The organism is Alcaligenes sp. (assembly GCF_050255915.1).
Taxonomy (GTDB): Bacteria; Pseudomonadota; Gammaproteobacteria; order Burkholderiales; family Burkholderiaceae_B; genus Alcaligenes; species Alcaligenes aquatilis.
On sequence record NZ_JBFWIQ010000013.1, the window covers coordinates 74,835 to 89,446 of the forward strand.

Here is a 14,612-nt window from a genome sequence, read left to right on the forward strand (position 1 = left end):
CTCCCTCTACCATGATGAATGCATTTACCTGGCCTGTGCCAAGCGATGTTCGCCTGATTCCACTACCTGCCCTGAACGACAACTATATATGGGCGCTAAGTCGAAACGGTCACGCCCTGGTGGTGGACCCCGGCCAGGCCGCTCCGGTTCTGGATTGGCTGGAGCGCGAGTCCTTACAACTGGATGCCATTTTACTGACACACCACCATGGTGACCATGTTGGTGGTGTCAAAGATATCCTGGCTAAGCATCCGGCCCGCGTGTGGGGCCCGGCCCATGAGCCTCTACCCGCCTGTGATGTCCGAGTCGGCCAGTCCGACAAGGTCGAATTACCTACTCTGGAACTGACGCTGCACGTCCTGGACATCCCCGGCCATACCGCCGGACACGTTGCGTACTTTGGTCAAAATGAGGTAAAACAGCCCTTTGTTTTCTGTGGTGATACCTTGTTTGCTGCTGGTTGCGGACGTCTCTTTGAAGGCACCCCGGCACAAATGACGGATTCCCTGGGCAAGTTGGCGAAACTGCCATCGGACACCCTGATCTGCTGTGCGCACGAGTACACCTTATCCAATTTACGTTGGGCTCTACAGGTAGAGCCGGACAATCCCCAACTGCACCAACGTTGGGAACAGGATACCCTCAAACGTCAGCAAAACTTGCCTACGGTGCCCTCCACCTTGAAAACAGAATTGGCTACCAATCCCTTTCTGCGTTGCGAGACGACTGCTGTTATTCAGGCTGCCGAGCACTATGGCGCCCAATCCCTGAATAATCCTGTCGAGGTATTTGCCAGCCTGCGCGACTGGAAAAACAATTTCTAAAGATTCCGCAATGAACCTAATGAGACTTTTTGCGCTGCTATGCGCTTTCGTGCTGGCAGGCTGCGCCACAGGCCCCAAGGTCAGCCCCCAGAAAGCCGCCAAGACCTCCACCAGCATTGCCGCCGATACGTCTCGCACCATTGATCTGACCCACCCACCCAAAGACGCGTGGGACCGGATGCGCCGGGGTTTCTCCATCCCCAACCTGCATACCGATCTGGTTGATTACTGGACCAATTACTACGCGTCGCACCCCGAGTCCATCCGTACCATGAGCCAGCGCGCCTCGCGCTATCTGTACCACATCATGGACGAGCTCGATGCGCGCGGCCTGCCCTCCGAACTGGCCTTGCTGCCTTTTGTAGAAAGTGCCTATAACCCGGGAGCCTATTCCCGCGCCCATGCAGCGGGCCTGTGGCAATTCATCCCCAGCACCGGCACGCAGTACAAGCTGGAGCAGAACTGGTGGGTAGACCAGCGACGCGACCCAGTCGAATCCACCCGCGCTGCCTTGGACTACCTGTCTTACCTGTACGAATTCCAGGGCGACTGGTATTTGGCTCTGGCTTCCTACAATTGGGGGGAAGGCTCCGTGCGCCGCGCCATGGAACGCAACGAACAGGCTGATTTGGGCGTTGACTACTTATCCCTGAAGATGCCGGACGAAACGCGCAATTACGTCCCCAAATTGCAAGCGATCAAGAATATTGTGGCCAACCCGGAGCGTTACGGCATTACCCTGCCCCCGGTCAGCAACACCCCGTATTTCACTGCTGTGCGCAAGAACAAGGACATTGACGTTGCCCTGGCTGCAGAGCTGGCCGAAATCTCTGTGGACGAATTCAAAGCCTTGAATGCCGCCCACAATCGCCCCACCATCCCGGCAGATCGCGGCACCTTGCTGTTGCCTGCCAACAAGGTTGATATTTTCAATGCCAATCTGGCAGCCTATCAGGGCAAGCTCAGCAACTGGAAGGCCTACCAGTCCAAGCGCGGTGAAAGCTACCTATCCATTGCTCAGCGCCACGGCATTACCGTATCGCAACTGCGCTCCATCAATGGTTTAAGCCGCAAGAGCACCAAAGCCGTTGCCCAGACGCTGCTGGTGCCCAGCACCACCCTGGGTGAAGGCAGCCTGCAACTGGCCTCCCTGACCAACACACCGGCCGCGCCGGTCGCGCAAAGCACACGCCGGGCGCGTACGCAAACGGCCAGCGTCAACCGCAAAAACGATACCGTTGTTTTGCGTCGTGGCGCCAACGTGCGTACCCATACCGTTCGACGAGGCGATACACTCTACGCCTTGGCCAAACGGTACGACACGTCGGTGGCTGAACTGCGACGCTTGAACAATATCAAAGGCAGCACTCTTTCCAGGGGTACACGTTTGCGTGTTCCCGGTTCCAATATTCGTGGCTAAGTCCACCCACTAATTACATAAAGGATTTTCAGCATGGGTTTCCTGCAAGGAAAACGCATCCTGGTCACAGGCGTCCTCTCGAATCGCTCTATTGCTTACGGGATTGCGCAAGCATGTCGCCAACAAGGTGCTGATATTGCCCTGACTTATGTGGGCGAGCGTTTTAAAGAACGTGTTGAAGGCTTTGCTCAAGAACTGGGCACGGATATCGTCCTGCCCTGTGACGTGTCCGAAGACGATCAGATCGAACAAGCCATGGCTTCGCTGGGCGAGCGCTGGGATGGTCTGGACGGCCTGGTTCACTCCATCGGCTTTGCGCCTCGTGAAGCCATTGCAGGCAACTTCCTGGAAGGCCTGTCGCGCGAATCGTTCCGTGTTGCTCACGACATTTCCGCCTACAGCTTCCCCGCGCTGGCCAAGGCTGCTCTGCCTTTGCTCAAAGGCCGCAAGAGCTCGGTGCTGACCCTGACTTACCTGGGCGCTGAAAAAGCCATCCCCAACTACAACACCATGGGCGTGGCCAAAGCCGCCTTGGAAGCCTCCGTGCGCTACCTGGCTGTAGCGCTGGGCGAATACGGCATTCGTGCCAACGCCATCTCGGCCGGTCCCATCAAAACCCTGGCTGCCAGCGGCATCAAGGATTTCTCCACGATCCTGAAATTCGTCGAGACGCACGCTCCCTTGCAGCGCAACGTCACTATCGAAGAAGTGGGCAATGTGGCCTCCTTCCTGATGTCCGAATTGGCCAGCGGTATCACGGGCGAGATCACGCACGTTGACGCCGGCTTTAACTGCATCGTTCCGGGTATGCAGGAATAAGGCTTCACGCCTTGGTAGCAATAAAAATAGCGGCTAAGGCCGCTATTTTTATTGCTTACGTACTTTTGCAGACCCTACGCAGCTTGCTGTGTGTCGCTGGGAGTAGAACCCAGACACCGCCAAACCCAACAGGACAGACAAAAAATCCTCTGAAGCGCTCAGGATTCAATCGCCCTGCCCCCCTTCTTGCACAAAATCGCTACGCAAAATGCCATGCCGTTGCAGCTTGTCGTAAAAGGTTTTGCGCGGAATACGCAGATCCTGCAAGGTCGCCTTGATATCGCCACGATGACGCGCCAGAGCCTGACGTATCTGTTGGGACTCGAATTGCTCCACACGGGCAGGCAAACTCAAATCCTCGCTTTCCAATTCCTTGATCTGCGGATGCTGCACACCCAGCACTTCACGTTGGGCAAAGTGTGCCAATTCGCGCACATTTCCCGGCCAGTGATGAGACTGCATATAGGCCAGACTACGCGCATCGGGCATCTTCTGAGGCATGCCGTACTTCTTGGCGGCCAGCGCCGCAAAATGGGCGAACAGCATGGGGATATCCTCCTTGCGCTCCCGTAAGGGTGGCAGGCGCAAGGTGACCACATTTAGCCGGTAATACAAATCGGCGCGGAAGTTCGCGCGCTGGGCGGGGTCGGACAAATCCACCTTGCTGGCGGCCACGACGCGGATATCTACCGGGTGCTCTTCGTTGGAGCCCAGGGGAGTGACACAACGCGTTTCCAACACGCGCAGCAAGCGCACCTGCGCAATCATGGGCATGCTTTCGATTTCATCCAGAAACAGTGTGCCCTGATGCGCATGCTCGACACTGCCCACACGTTTGCGCTGCGCGCCGGTGAACGCCCCGGCTTCGTGACCGAACAGCTCGCTTTCAATAATGGTTTCGGGCAAGGCACCACAGTTCAGCGCCACAAAACGATGTTGTGCTCGGGCGCTCCAGCGGTGCAGCAACATGGCCACGACTTCCTTGCCTGTGCCGGTTTCCCCTTCCACCAGCACGTCCACATCGGACTGAGCCAAATGCCGCAAAGTGGTTCGCAAATTGACCATGACCTCTGAATTCCCCAAGAGCGCCGGGCCTTGGCCGTCCTCGTCCAACTCCTGGCGCAAGGCACGGTTTTGCAAGACCAGGCTGCGCTGCATGGCGGCATGGCGTATCACCGTCAACAAACGTTCGGCTTGGTAAGGCTTGGTTAGAAAATCAAAGGCGCCATCGCGCATGGCTTGCACGGCCATATCAATATCCCCGTGGCCGGTAATCAGCACGACGGGCTGCTCGGGATCGCGTGCATGCAAAGCCTGCATCAGCGCCAACCCATCCATACCCGGCATGCGAATATCCGTTACCACCACGCCGGGATAGTCCTTGGGCAGGCGGCTCAGGGCCTCCTGCCCGCTGGCACAGGCCACCACCTTCAGACCCGCCAGTTCCAGACTTTGCACGACCGCAGCACGCAGATCCGCATCATCATCGACAAATGCGACTTCCATTCTTATCTCTCTCCCTGGTCCAGCTTGCTATCGGCATTGCGCAGCACGATATGAAATGTGGCTCCCCCCAGGCGCGAAGGCCCCTCTTCCAAACGGCCACCCAGGGCCGCAACAATATCGTGCGCGATCACCAGCCCCAAGCCCAGGCCTTGCCGACGGCTGGAACTAAAGGGGGTAAACAGACGCTGGCGGATTTCCGGACTCAGGCCGGGGCCGTTGTCGGAAACCACAATACGCACATGCTGCTGCTCGCTCATGACTTCAATACGAATGCGCCCCTGACGGCTCCCTTCCAGAGCATCGAGCGCATTACGCAATAAATTCACCAGAACCTGTTCTAAGCGTACGGGCAGAGCCCAGACACGGACAGATTCGTTCACACCTTCCAGCTCCAGGTCTACCCCTTGGGCCCGTGCCCGGTGCTCCAGCAATTGCCAGGCACTGTCCACGGCCGAGCGCACTTGTACCGGACCTTCCTGCTCTTGCGGCTTGCGGGCGTAATGACACAGCTGAGAGGTGATACTGCCTATGCGCTGAGTCAGCGTCTGGATGCGGGACAGGTTTTGACGCGCTGTTTCCGTCTGGCCCTGCTCCAGCAAACGCAAGGTGTTGTCGGCGTAGACCTCAATTGCCGCCACGGGCTGATTGATCTCATGGGCGACCCCGGCGGTCACCTGCCCCAGAAAGGACAATTTCTCAGCCTGCTCCAATTGTTCACGCAGATCGCGGGCACGCGAGCGCGCCTCTTGCAGGGCCTGCATCTCCTGCTCCAGGCGACGACGTGCCACCTGCAACTGGGCCGTGCGAGACTCCACCGCTTCTTCCAGGGCATCACGAAGTAACTCCTGGCGTGCCTGAGCTTCGCGTCGCTGTTGATTGCGTTGCAGCGCCAGTGCCGCCAGAACCAGCGCCGCGCATAACAGCCCCATCACCATCAAACGAGATTGAACCGCCTGCGTTTGCAAGGCGGCATCCATCGGTGCCATCGCGTGCAAGGTCCAATCGCTGCCCACCACCGGCTGTTGCACATGCAAAAAGCGTTCCTGCCCCAGTTTCCAGAAAGAGGCCCGTTCGCCGGAATCCGACATGCTCAAACCCACCGGCCTCAACGGCTCATCACCAAACTGCTGGCTAGCCCGAAGCTTGGCCAAGTGCTCGGCCGAGGTTTGATCCAGGCTATGCAAACGCCAGCCCGGTTCACCACTTAACAAGATCACACCGTTTGGATCGCTGACAAACATGCGATCCCCATAACCTTCCCATTCTTTTTCCAGCAGATCGAACACCAGCTTGATCACAACGACGCCAACGGCTTCGCCGTCCTGGCCCGGCACCATGCGGGAGATATACAAACCCGCCTTGCCGCTGGAGGTCCCCAAGGCGAAGTATTCAGCGTGCCCCTGCTCCAAGGCTTTGGTGAAGTAAGGCCGAAAGCCGTAATGATTCCCCACAAAGCTGTCGGGCGCCTGCCAGTTACTGGATACCAGCGTCTGCGAGTGCGTATCCAGCAAGTACAGAACGGGAGCACCCGTATCTTCAGCCAACTGCTCGAACTTGCGGTTCAACGCCTGGGCATCTCCATAAGCAGGATTGCCCATCAGATATTGGCGCAGGGCCTCGTCCTGGGCCAGGGCAAAGGACAAGGTACGGAACTTATCGCGAATCGTCCTGATCCAGCCCGCGTTCCCGCGCATCAAGGAATCCAGCCGCTGTTCGCTTTGTGTCAGCAGGCGGGCCGTACCCAAATCGGCCGAACGCCAGAAGGCAAACAGTCCCAGCACCACGGCCAAGCTCAACAACAGCAACCATTCAAGCCTGAAGCGCCGCCGCATGCCCGAAGAAACTGGATTGGAATTCATGAAATTTGTGCGAAATATCGCCAAAAAAAATAATGATTGTGCGGATTTTCGCACACATTAGCAGCAAGCGGGCAAATCTCCTGCCTGCAAGCCGCTTGCTTGCTGACTTCCCCGCTAAGCACAGATTGGCACGGATGTTGCTTTAGTCATGAGCTTATGGGCCGGAACAAGGATTCCGGCGAGCGTAAACCGCCTGCCTACACACAATTCCAAGCAGGCCTGCCGCCGACTGCCAGGTCGGCAACATCAAGTCACGGAGACGACATCATGATGGATATAAGCACGGGAGACCGTCCGGTACCGCAGATCATCAAAATCAAGTGGTATCGGATTTTGTACGTGCAGGTCATCATCGCCATCACTATCGGGATTTTGCTGGGCCATTTCTACCCCTCGCTGGGCGAGAGCATGAAGCCCTTGGGCGATGCCTTCATCAAGCTGGTCAAGATGATTATTGCGCCCGTTATTTTCCTGACGGTGGCCACCGGCATTGCCGCCATGACAGATCTGCAAAAAGTCGGTCGTGTGGTGGGCAAGGCCATGATTTATTTTCTGACCTTCTCCACGCTGGCCCTGATTGTAGGCTTGGTGGTCAGCAATATCGTGCAGCCCGGCAGTGGCATGCACATTGATCCCAGCACCCTGGACCCCAGCTCCATTCAGGGCTACGTGCAGCAAGCCCACGACAGCACATTGACGGGCTTTTTGATGAACATCATCCCGGCCACCCTGATCAGCCCCTTTACCGGCGGCGACATCTTGCAGGTGCTGTTTGTGGCGATCTTGTTCGGTATTGCCTTGGCGGCGGTAGGCGATCACGGCAAGCCCGTGCTGAAACTGCTGCAAGCCTTGATGACACCCATTTTCAAACTGGTGTCCATCCTGATGAAAGCCGCCCCCATCGGCGCCTTCGGGGCCATCTCCTTCACCATCGGTAAATATGGCATTGAATCCGTTTCCAGCCTGGCGCTGCTAGTGGTGACCTTCTACGTCACCTCCGTGCTCTTTGTGCTGATCATTCTGGGCGCGGTTGCCCGCTACAACGGCTTTTCCATTACCAAGCTGATTCGCTACATCCGCGAAGAATTGCTGCTGGTGCTGGGCACCAGTTCCTCGGAAGCAGCGTTGCCCACCTTGATGCAGAAGATGGAGCGCGCCGGGTGTGCCAAGTCGGTGGTGGGCCTGGTTGTGCCAACCGGCTACTCCTTCAATCTGGACGGCACCAACATCTATATGACCATGGCGGCCCTGTTTATCGCCCAGGCATGTGATATTCCACTAACCTTACAGCAGCAGATTCTGCTCTTGCTGGTTGCCATGCTCAGCTCCAAAGGAGCAGCCGGTGTAACCGGGGCCGGTTTCATTACCCTGGCAGCCACTCTGTCCGTGGTGCCTGCGGTACCGATTGCCGGTATGACCCTGATCCTGGGCATTGACCGCTTCATGTCCGAATGCCGTGCGCTGACCAATCTGGTGGGCAATGCCGTTGCCACCATTGTGGTTGCCCGTTGGGAAGGCGAGCTGGATACCGATCAGCTCAACAGCGCCATGAATGGCGAACTGCCTCCGCTGGATACCAGTGTCACCTTGCATCAACATGGTGAAGTGGGGATTCCCGCACACGAGGCCAGCGAGCCACGCGCTACTGCTACGGCCTGATCCGGGCACATCAATAAAAAAGGCCGGTTTTCAATTGAAAACCGGCCTTTCTTGTTTGTCCGCTCTTACAAACGGCTTCCTGCTGACTGTTCTGACAGGCTCATTCTTGCCTGCTTTAGCCGTTTCACGTCACTTTCCCTGCCCTTTCATCTTCACTGAACGTCTAGCTCTGAATCATTGAACGCAACCATCGATGACTCGATCAGCCATCCAGTCAATCGCCATCACATGCTCAAGCCAGCACTGAACGGGCTGATGAAGTGCATGATCAGACAGCAGGAAAACGCACCACCTCACTTTCTGGCGTCCAGGCAGGATACTTATCCATAATACTCAGGAACAAGGGGCTGGACTGAAAGTTCAATAACCAGGTCGAGAGTGCCGTCCAAGGCTGCGCATCAAACCAGGCCCTGTCCACTTGTGCGAATTGCCGCACAAAAGGCGCAATCGCCACATCTGCCAGACAAGGGCGCGGCCCCATCAGGTAAGCCTGCTGCTCAATGCGGGCATTCAGGTCCATCAGCCATTCACTGGCCTGCCCCCGATGCAGGACCGAGAAACTGGCAGCATCCGTGAACTGTTCATCCTCGGTATGGCGATCCGGGTATTTATAACAATCCAGGTGCCGTTTGAATGGACCATCATTGACCGCAATCAGAGCCAACATTTGCTGGGCATCACCCTGCTCAGGCTGCAAATACTGTTTGGGATCGTGAGTGCTCAAAGCCCAACGCATAATGTCCAGGCTTTCATCAATGACCTTACCATCGGGCAAGACCAGCACGGGGACGGTGGCTTTGGGAGAGGCCAGACGCAGGGCCTCGGGTTTGTCACGCAGTACAACTTCGCGCAACTGGCAGCTAACGCCGCTGGCTGCAATGGCCAAGCGTGCCCGCATGGCATAGGGGCAACGGCGAAAGGAATACAAAATGGGCAGATCAGATAAGGACATGCTCGATACCATTAGAAAGCCGTGCTGCGGGCACGGACTTAACAGGCTAGCGTTCATGCAAAGCGCCTTTCTTCAGCAGAAGGGCGGACTATAAACGACGCAGCGTCAGAATCAAGCTAGTAGAGGTAACACAGCTGCCCGATCAGGGCTAGGCGTCCTTGCCTTGCTGAGCCAGCAGGCGTTGCTCTTCGGCCTTGCGACGGGCGGCTTCGCGGCGCTCGGTCAGCTCGTCCATGCTGACGCCGATGTGACGCTCTTCACGCTCGCGCGCCAGGGCCACTTGCTTTTGGCGCTCACGAAAACGCTCGACCTGCTCGGGAGAGCTATGGCCATGGCAGTAAGGGCAACTGACGCCCTCCTCGAACTGGGGCGAGGCTTTTTCTGCTTCGTTGATGGGCATGCGGCAGGCACGGCAGAAATCGTAATCGCCGGGTTCCAGACCGTGACGTACCGAGACGCGCTCATCGAACACGAAGCAGTCACCGTCCCACAGGCTTTCTGCGGCTGGAATGTCTTCCAGATATTTCAGAATGCCGCCTTGCAGGTGATAAACCTGATCAAAGCCTTGCGAGCGCATGAAGGCCGTGGATTTTTCACAGCGGATGCCGCCAGTACAGAACATGGCCACGCGAGGTTTGCCATGCAAAACCCCCCCTTCCTTGGACTGCTCGGCTACCCACTGCGGAAACTCGGTAAAGCTTTGGGTCTTGGGGTTGATGGCACGGTTAAAGGTGCCAATGCCCACTTCGTAATCGTTACGCGTATCCACCACCACTACATCCGGATCGCTGATCAGGGCATTCCAGTCTTCGGGGGCAACATACTCGCCCACCATTTCGGCGGTTTTCAGATCTGGCACACCCAAGGTGACAATCTCTTTTTTCAGCTTCACCTTGAGGCGGTAAAACGGTGCCTTGTCGGCATAGGATTCTTTATGCACCAGGCCAGCAATGCGTGGATCGGAGTTCAGATACGCCAAGACGGCACGGATACCCTCCTGAGGGCCGGCAATAGTGCCGTTAATCCCTTCGCGCGCCAGCAACAGCGTGCCTTTGACCTCGTGCTGCTCACAAAAAGCAAACAAGGGGTCGCGCATTTGGGCGAAATCGGGCAATTCCACGAACTTATATAAAGCCGCGATCAGGTAGGTAGACATAGGTAAACGAATTCTCTGGATAGAAGCGGTGGCGTAGCCCGCAGGCGCAAGGATAACGTAGGCCGTCGTACACTATACGCCACTGATACCCCTTGGACCTTTGACGCCTGTCAAAAAAAACGGGGCACGCCGGGGATTCAACTTTAAAATCATAACGCTAAAGCCGTCAGGCCGCATCTGGCCCCGGTATCTGTTTTACTTTGCACGAGAGCTATGGATTCCGTAACACAAGCAGTCCTCGGTGCCAGCATCTGCGGCTCCCTACTGGGGCGGCAGTATGGCCGCAAGGCGGTCCTATCCGGTGCCATCATCGCCACCCTGCCTGATCTGGATGTCTTCATTCAATATGGCGACCCCATTACCGCGATGGTCAGCCATCGCGGTTTCTCGCACTCGTTATTCGTGCTGAGCGCGGCAGCCATACTGGTCACTATTTTGTGGCGACTGCTGTTTCCACAAGCACGCGCCAGCGCCGGGCGGCTGGGACTGGCAATCTGGCTGACCTTGATTACCCATCCTCTGCTCGATGCCTTTACCAGTTACGGAACACAGCTGCTGTGGCCATTGGCCGCCACACCGGCAACCTGGTCCAGCGTCTTCATTATTGACCCGCTCTACACCCTTGCCTTGTTCATTGCCACAGTCATAGGCCTGATACGCGGTCCAGTGCCTGCCACGGTGCGGGCCTGCACCTGGGCCTTGCTCTTGAGTAGCCTGTATCTGGCTGCCTCAGTCGGTGCCAAGTTCTGGGCCGAGCAGCAGGCAACAGAGCAACTCAAACAACAGCAGGTAGACATTGAGCGGGTGTATTCAGCCGCTCAACCCATGAACATCCTGCTCTGGCGTGTACTGGTACGCGATACGCAAGACCGGGAATGCGAAGTCGTTGTGGGTTTGCTCGATCGCCTGCGTGCCCCCAAAGGCCATCAGTACGAATCCCTGTGCCTGCCCGTCCACAGCGACTACACCCGCTTGTTCCCACCCTTGAAGCAGTTAGAGCAACTGCGCTGGTTCTCTGACAATTGGCTGCGCTATGACATCATCGATGACCTGCTGGTGGTCAGCGATATACGCATGAGCATGGGCCCTGGTCAATATAGTTTTCGCTTTGTCGTCGCTGAGCGCATTGCCAACGATACCTGGCTGCCGGTGATTCCATATCGCTGGGCCAGTGGCCACGATATCGCGTTGCTCAAACCCGTTTTGCGCCGTATCTGGGAGCCGGTCCCGCCGCTGCCATTACAAGAATGGGCCAAACGCATTGATGCCGGCGTCCCTATTCCACGCGCCCAAGCGGATTTTCCATAAGCCAGATGCCTAGACTGAGCCCGGCACCCACGCTGGGGACGGTCAAAAAAAACCCCCAAGCCTTTTCAGGGCCTGGGGGTTTACATTTACCCACTACGGTCACTACACAATGACACTCGGTGCTCTGTCAAACCCGAGGATCAAAAACCTTACTTGATCATCCCTTCAACTCGCTGGCGCAAGGCCGGGTCCTGTTGAATAGCCAGACTGATCCCGTTGTAATCGGCCAGATCCATACCATTGGCAGTCACCACACCCACCAAACGCTGGTCGGCCTCCTGCACGATGGATTGGCGCTCTGCATCACTTTTGGCCGCATCCAGACGCGGCTGATATTCCGAAGCGGTCTGGGCTACCTTCTTGTAGGTGCGCGCATATTGCTCCAGTTGAGAATCCGTAGGTTTAACGATCTGGGTAGCCGCAGGGGCTGCCGAGTTGGCCGGAGCCGCATTGCCCTGGGCCATCGCAAAAGGGCTGTACATGCCAAATGCGACTGCGGTAGCAGCAAGAAAAGCTTTAATTGAGGGCTGCATGGATAGAACCTCCTGAACAGAGTCAATGAACATTCATCATGACAAGTGCGGCGGCCGCTTACAAGTTTCGCTATGTAGTTTCGTGTATCTGCATGCCACCTGTCCCGTTACAGTTTTCAGTCGCGCGAGTAAGGACGCCCGTCAAAGTCCACGGTAACTAAATTGCCATCCATCTGGCCCATGCCGGGTGAATTGACAGGCATGCCAGGCGCGGCAACTCCACGCACACTGCCATCGTTCATCATGCGTTTGACAACCTTGGCGGGCACATGGCCTTCAATCAGTTGGCCCGTCTCCTCAATCATCGCTGTATGGCAAGACGCCAGGTCCTCCGGGACTTTAAAAAGCCGCTTCACGTCTTGAATCTTCACGACCTTGACCTCTTTGACCTCAAAGCCCTCATCGCGCATGTGCTGTGCCCACCCCCCACAACAACCACAGTTCGGATCCTGGTACATCGTAATAGCGGGACCCTGCGCCAATGCCACGGAACTAAAGACCATCAAACTGGCCGTCAACAATAAAGGTTTAATCACAATTACATTCCTGTTTTGCAGCGCCACGGCGCTCTGGTTGACACTCTGATGCACTTGGCTAAGACTAGGCACTCGCAAAAAAGTTTAACAAAACACACTAATCCTTCCCGATCCGCTATGAGTCTTGATTCCGTCAAACAGTTCTTTAACGAACACGCTGCCGATCTGCAGGTGATTGAAACCACCGAAAGCACGGCCACCGTGGTGCTGGCCGCGCAAGTGCACCAAGTCGAACCTGGGCAGATTGCCAAAACACTGAGTCTGAAAGCAGGCGATAAAGTGGTCTTGCTGGTCGCTCGCGGTGATGCCCGCCTGGACAACAAGAAGCTGCGCAATGCCTTTGGTACGCGTGTGAAAATGCTGGACCTGGAAAGCACCGAAGCCTTGACGGGCCACCCAGTCGGCGGGGTCTGCCCCTTTGGTCTGGCCACCCCGCTGGAGATCTACTGCGACCTGTCCTTGCAGGACTACGACACAGTGCTGCCTGCAGCAGGTTCTATTAATTCTGCGGTACGCATCACCCCACAACGCCTGGCCGAGCTGACCAGCGCACAATGGATTGATGTGACCCAGCCACCTGTCATGCTTGAACAGGCATCCTGAGGGGGCAAGCCTCCGGGCAGGACCTAGACTTATGCAGGCCGGTTGGCATAACCGGAGATAAACTCCTTGGCCTGCCCGGTCTGCGGGTCAAACACATGGCGGCGTACCTTGCCGATATCGGCGCCATAAACGTGAATGCTGATGGACACCTGGTCGTCATACACATTGGAGACCTCGTGTATATCGCCCACCGTGGGTGACACCATTTCCACCACGCCCGGCTCCAGAATCTGTGTCTCTTCTTCTGTCATATGGCCGGTATCAGGATCACGGTCAAAAGGCCGGGAACGTTCGGCGCCACGCAACATGCCAATCAAGCCCCACACCGTATGGTCGTGGATAGGCGTTTTCTGGCCGGGGCCCCACACAAAGCTGACCACGGAAAAGCGTTCCTGCGGACAGCAATACAGCAAGTACTGCTGATAGAACTGCGGATGGGGCTGGGTGTACTCCGGGGCCAGCCAGTCGTCCTGGGCCACCAGCTCGCCCAGCAAAACGCGGCCATCACGCAAGATATCCGCCTCGCCCACCGCAGGGCGGGCCGTCAGTTCATTCATCCCTTGGATAAAGCGCTCAAAACGGGGGTGCATACGGGGATGTCTCCATCGTTGACTGGGCCTTGCGGCCCAATGCGTGAATCAATTCTTATTTGTTCAGATACACCGGGGCGCGTTTTTCTTTGAACGCGTTCATCCCTTCCTTGGCATCATAACTATCCTCGATTGCTTTCAGGTGTCGCATGGTACGCGCCATTTGCTCAGACGGACCACGCGTGAGCACCTCATTATTGATAAAGCGCTTCAAGGTTTGCAGCACGCGCGGCGACATCTTGGCCAGATCCTGCGCCATGCGCACCGCCGCCTGGACGTGCTCCCCGACCGGCACCACCTCATTGGCAAAGCCCAGATCGTAGGCACGACGGGCTTCCAGAGTGCGACACAACAAGATCACTTCCATGGCAGCGTGATGGGGAATGCGCGAGGCCAGCCCGGAAATGATGCCCCCCGTAAAGCCCAGCTTGGCTTCAGGGTAAGAAAACTTGGCACTCTCGGAAGCTACCAGCAAGTCCGTCATCATAGCCATCACCAAGGCCCCACCCACGCACCAGCCACTGACGGCCGCAATAATGGGCTTGTCGGTTTCAAAGCCTACCGTGGGAATAGCACGCCACAATTCGGGCCACTCATTGACGTCAGCACCGGCTGAAAAGGCATCGTTCCCTGCCCCGGTCAGCACGGCTACGCGGCGTGTGGGATCTTCATCAAAGGCCAGAAAAGCCTGCTGTAATTCCTTGACCACGGTGGCGCTCAAGGCATTGCGGCGATCAGGTCGATTGATCGTAAAGATGGAAACACCGTCATCGTGGTTTTCTACAAGAATGCACTGATAATCCGACATGGTTGACTCCTCCTGGGTATTTTTCAAAGAATAAGTATT

Annotated in this window: 14 protein-coding genes; 6 read left to right on the forward strand and 8 right to left on the reverse strand. The window is 56.8% G+C overall.

Going from position 1 to position 14,612, the window contains the following annotated elements:
* The first annotated feature begins 14 nt into the window (after positions 1-14).
* Genes gloB through fabI form a run of 3 tightly spaced genes read left to right on the forward strand, consistent with a single transcriptional unit; the run spans position 15 to position 3,063 of the window.
* Complete coding sequence (gloB, locus tag AB7E06_RS15625) at positions 15-824, forward strand: hydroxyacylglutathione hydrolase (protein WP_406612131.1); 810 nt, start codon at positions 15-17, stop codon at positions 822-824.
* A gap of 10 nt (positions 825-834) precedes the next feature.
* On the forward strand, positions 835-2,244 hold the full coding sequence (locus AB7E06_RS15630; protein WP_199827837.1) for a transglycosylase SLT domain-containing protein: 1,410 nt from the start codon (positions 835-837) through the stop codon (positions 2,242-2,244).
* Positions 2,245-2,277: 33 nt separating this feature from the next.
* A complete protein-coding gene (fabI, locus tag AB7E06_RS15635) occupies positions 2,278-3,063 on the forward strand; it encodes an enoyl-ACP reductase FabI (protein ID WP_108728595.1) in 786 nt (261 codons plus the stop codon).
* Positions 3,064-3,228: 165 nt separating this feature from the next.
* Here the strand turns inward: fabI and AB7E06_RS15640 are convergent, their stop codons facing one another.
* Both AB7E06_RS15640 and AB7E06_RS15645 read right to left on the reverse strand, forming a co-directional pair.
* Positions 3,229-4,569 carry a sigma-54 dependent transcriptional regulator gene (locus AB7E06_RS15640; protein WP_346548971.1) on the reverse strand — a complete coding sequence of 447 codons (1,341 nt, stop codon included), beginning with the start codon at positions 4,567-4,569 and terminating at the stop codon, positions 3,229-3,231.
* A 2-nt stretch (positions 4,570-4,571) separates the two neighbouring features.
* Complete coding sequence (locus tag AB7E06_RS15645) at positions 4,572-6,428, reverse strand: sensor histidine kinase (RefSeq protein ID WP_321353118.1); 1,857 nt, start codon at positions 6,426-6,428, stop codon at positions 4,572-4,574.
* A gap of 267 nt (positions 6,429-6,695) precedes the next feature.
* Here AB7E06_RS15645 and AB7E06_RS15650 point away from each other — a divergent pair, with 267 nt between their 5' ends.
* Positions 6,696-8,087 (forward strand): dicarboxylate/amino acid:cation symporter, encoded by a 1,392-nt coding sequence (locus AB7E06_RS15650; RefSeq protein WP_094197661.1) that lies wholly within the window; start codon positions 6,696-6,698, stop codon positions 8,085-8,087.
* Positions 8,088-8,355: 268 nt separating this feature from the next.
* Here the strand turns inward: AB7E06_RS15650 and AB7E06_RS15655 are convergent, their stop codons facing one another.
* Positions 8,356-9,039: a glutathione S-transferase gene (locus tag AB7E06_RS15655; protein WP_094197662.1), complete on the reverse strand. Its 684-nt coding sequence runs from the start codon at positions 9,037-9,039 to the stop codon at positions 8,356-8,358.
* 148 nt (positions 9,040-9,187) lie between these two features.
* On the reverse strand, positions 9,188-10,195 hold the full coding sequence (locus tag AB7E06_RS15660; RefSeq protein WP_094198427.1) for a rhodanese-related sulfurtransferase: 1,008 nt from the start codon (positions 10,193-10,195) through the stop codon (positions 9,188-9,190).
* Positions 10,196-10,408: 213 nt separating this feature from the next.
* Between AB7E06_RS15660 and AB7E06_RS15665 the strand changes: the two genes are divergently transcribed.
* Entirely contained in the window at positions 10,409-11,503 is a 1,095-nt protein-coding gene (locus tag AB7E06_RS15665; protein WP_264672032.1) for a metal-dependent hydrolase, read from the forward strand.
* Positions 11,504-11,652: 149 nt separating this feature from the next.
* On the opposite strand, the gene AB7E06_RS15670 is transcribed toward AB7E06_RS15665, so the two are convergent.
* Together AB7E06_RS15670 and AB7E06_RS15675 are read right to left on the reverse strand one after the other, a co-directional pair.
* Positions 11,653-12,036 carry a DUF4168 domain-containing protein gene (locus AB7E06_RS15670; RefSeq protein ID WP_230019252.1) on the reverse strand — a complete coding sequence of 128 codons (384 nt, stop codon included), beginning with the start codon at positions 12,034-12,036 and terminating at the stop codon, positions 11,653-11,655.
* 116 nt (positions 12,037-12,152) lie between these two features.
* The gene (locus AB7E06_RS15675; protein WP_108728589.1) at positions 12,153-12,572 is read right to left on the reverse strand and encodes a DUF411 domain-containing protein; all 420 of its coding nucleotides are present in this window, start codon (positions 12,570-12,572) and stop codon (positions 12,153-12,155) included.
* A gap of 117 nt (positions 12,573-12,689) precedes the next feature.
* Here AB7E06_RS15675 and AB7E06_RS15680 point away from each other — a divergent pair, with 117 nt between their 5' ends.
* Entirely contained in the window at positions 12,690-13,175 is a 486-nt protein-coding gene (locus tag AB7E06_RS15680) for a YbaK/EbsC family protein (RefSeq protein ID WP_094197665.1), read from the forward strand.
* Positions 13,176-13,204: 29 nt separating this feature from the next.
* Here the strand turns inward: AB7E06_RS15680 and AB7E06_RS15685 are convergent, their stop codons facing one another.
* Together AB7E06_RS15685 and AB7E06_RS15690 are read right to left on the reverse strand one after the other, a co-directional pair.
* Positions 13,205-13,765, reverse strand: a complete 561-nt coding sequence (locus AB7E06_RS15685) for a cysteine dioxygenase (protein ID WP_427957532.1) — start codon at positions 13,763-13,765, stop codon at positions 13,205-13,207.
* 55 nt (positions 13,766-13,820) lie between these two features.
* Positions 13,821-14,573 (reverse strand): enoyl-CoA hydratase/isomerase family protein, encoded by a 753-nt coding sequence (locus tag AB7E06_RS15690; RefSeq protein ID WP_094197667.1) that lies wholly within the window; start codon positions 14,571-14,573, stop codon positions 13,821-13,823.
* Between the last annotated feature and the right edge of the window lie 39 nt (positions 14,574-14,612).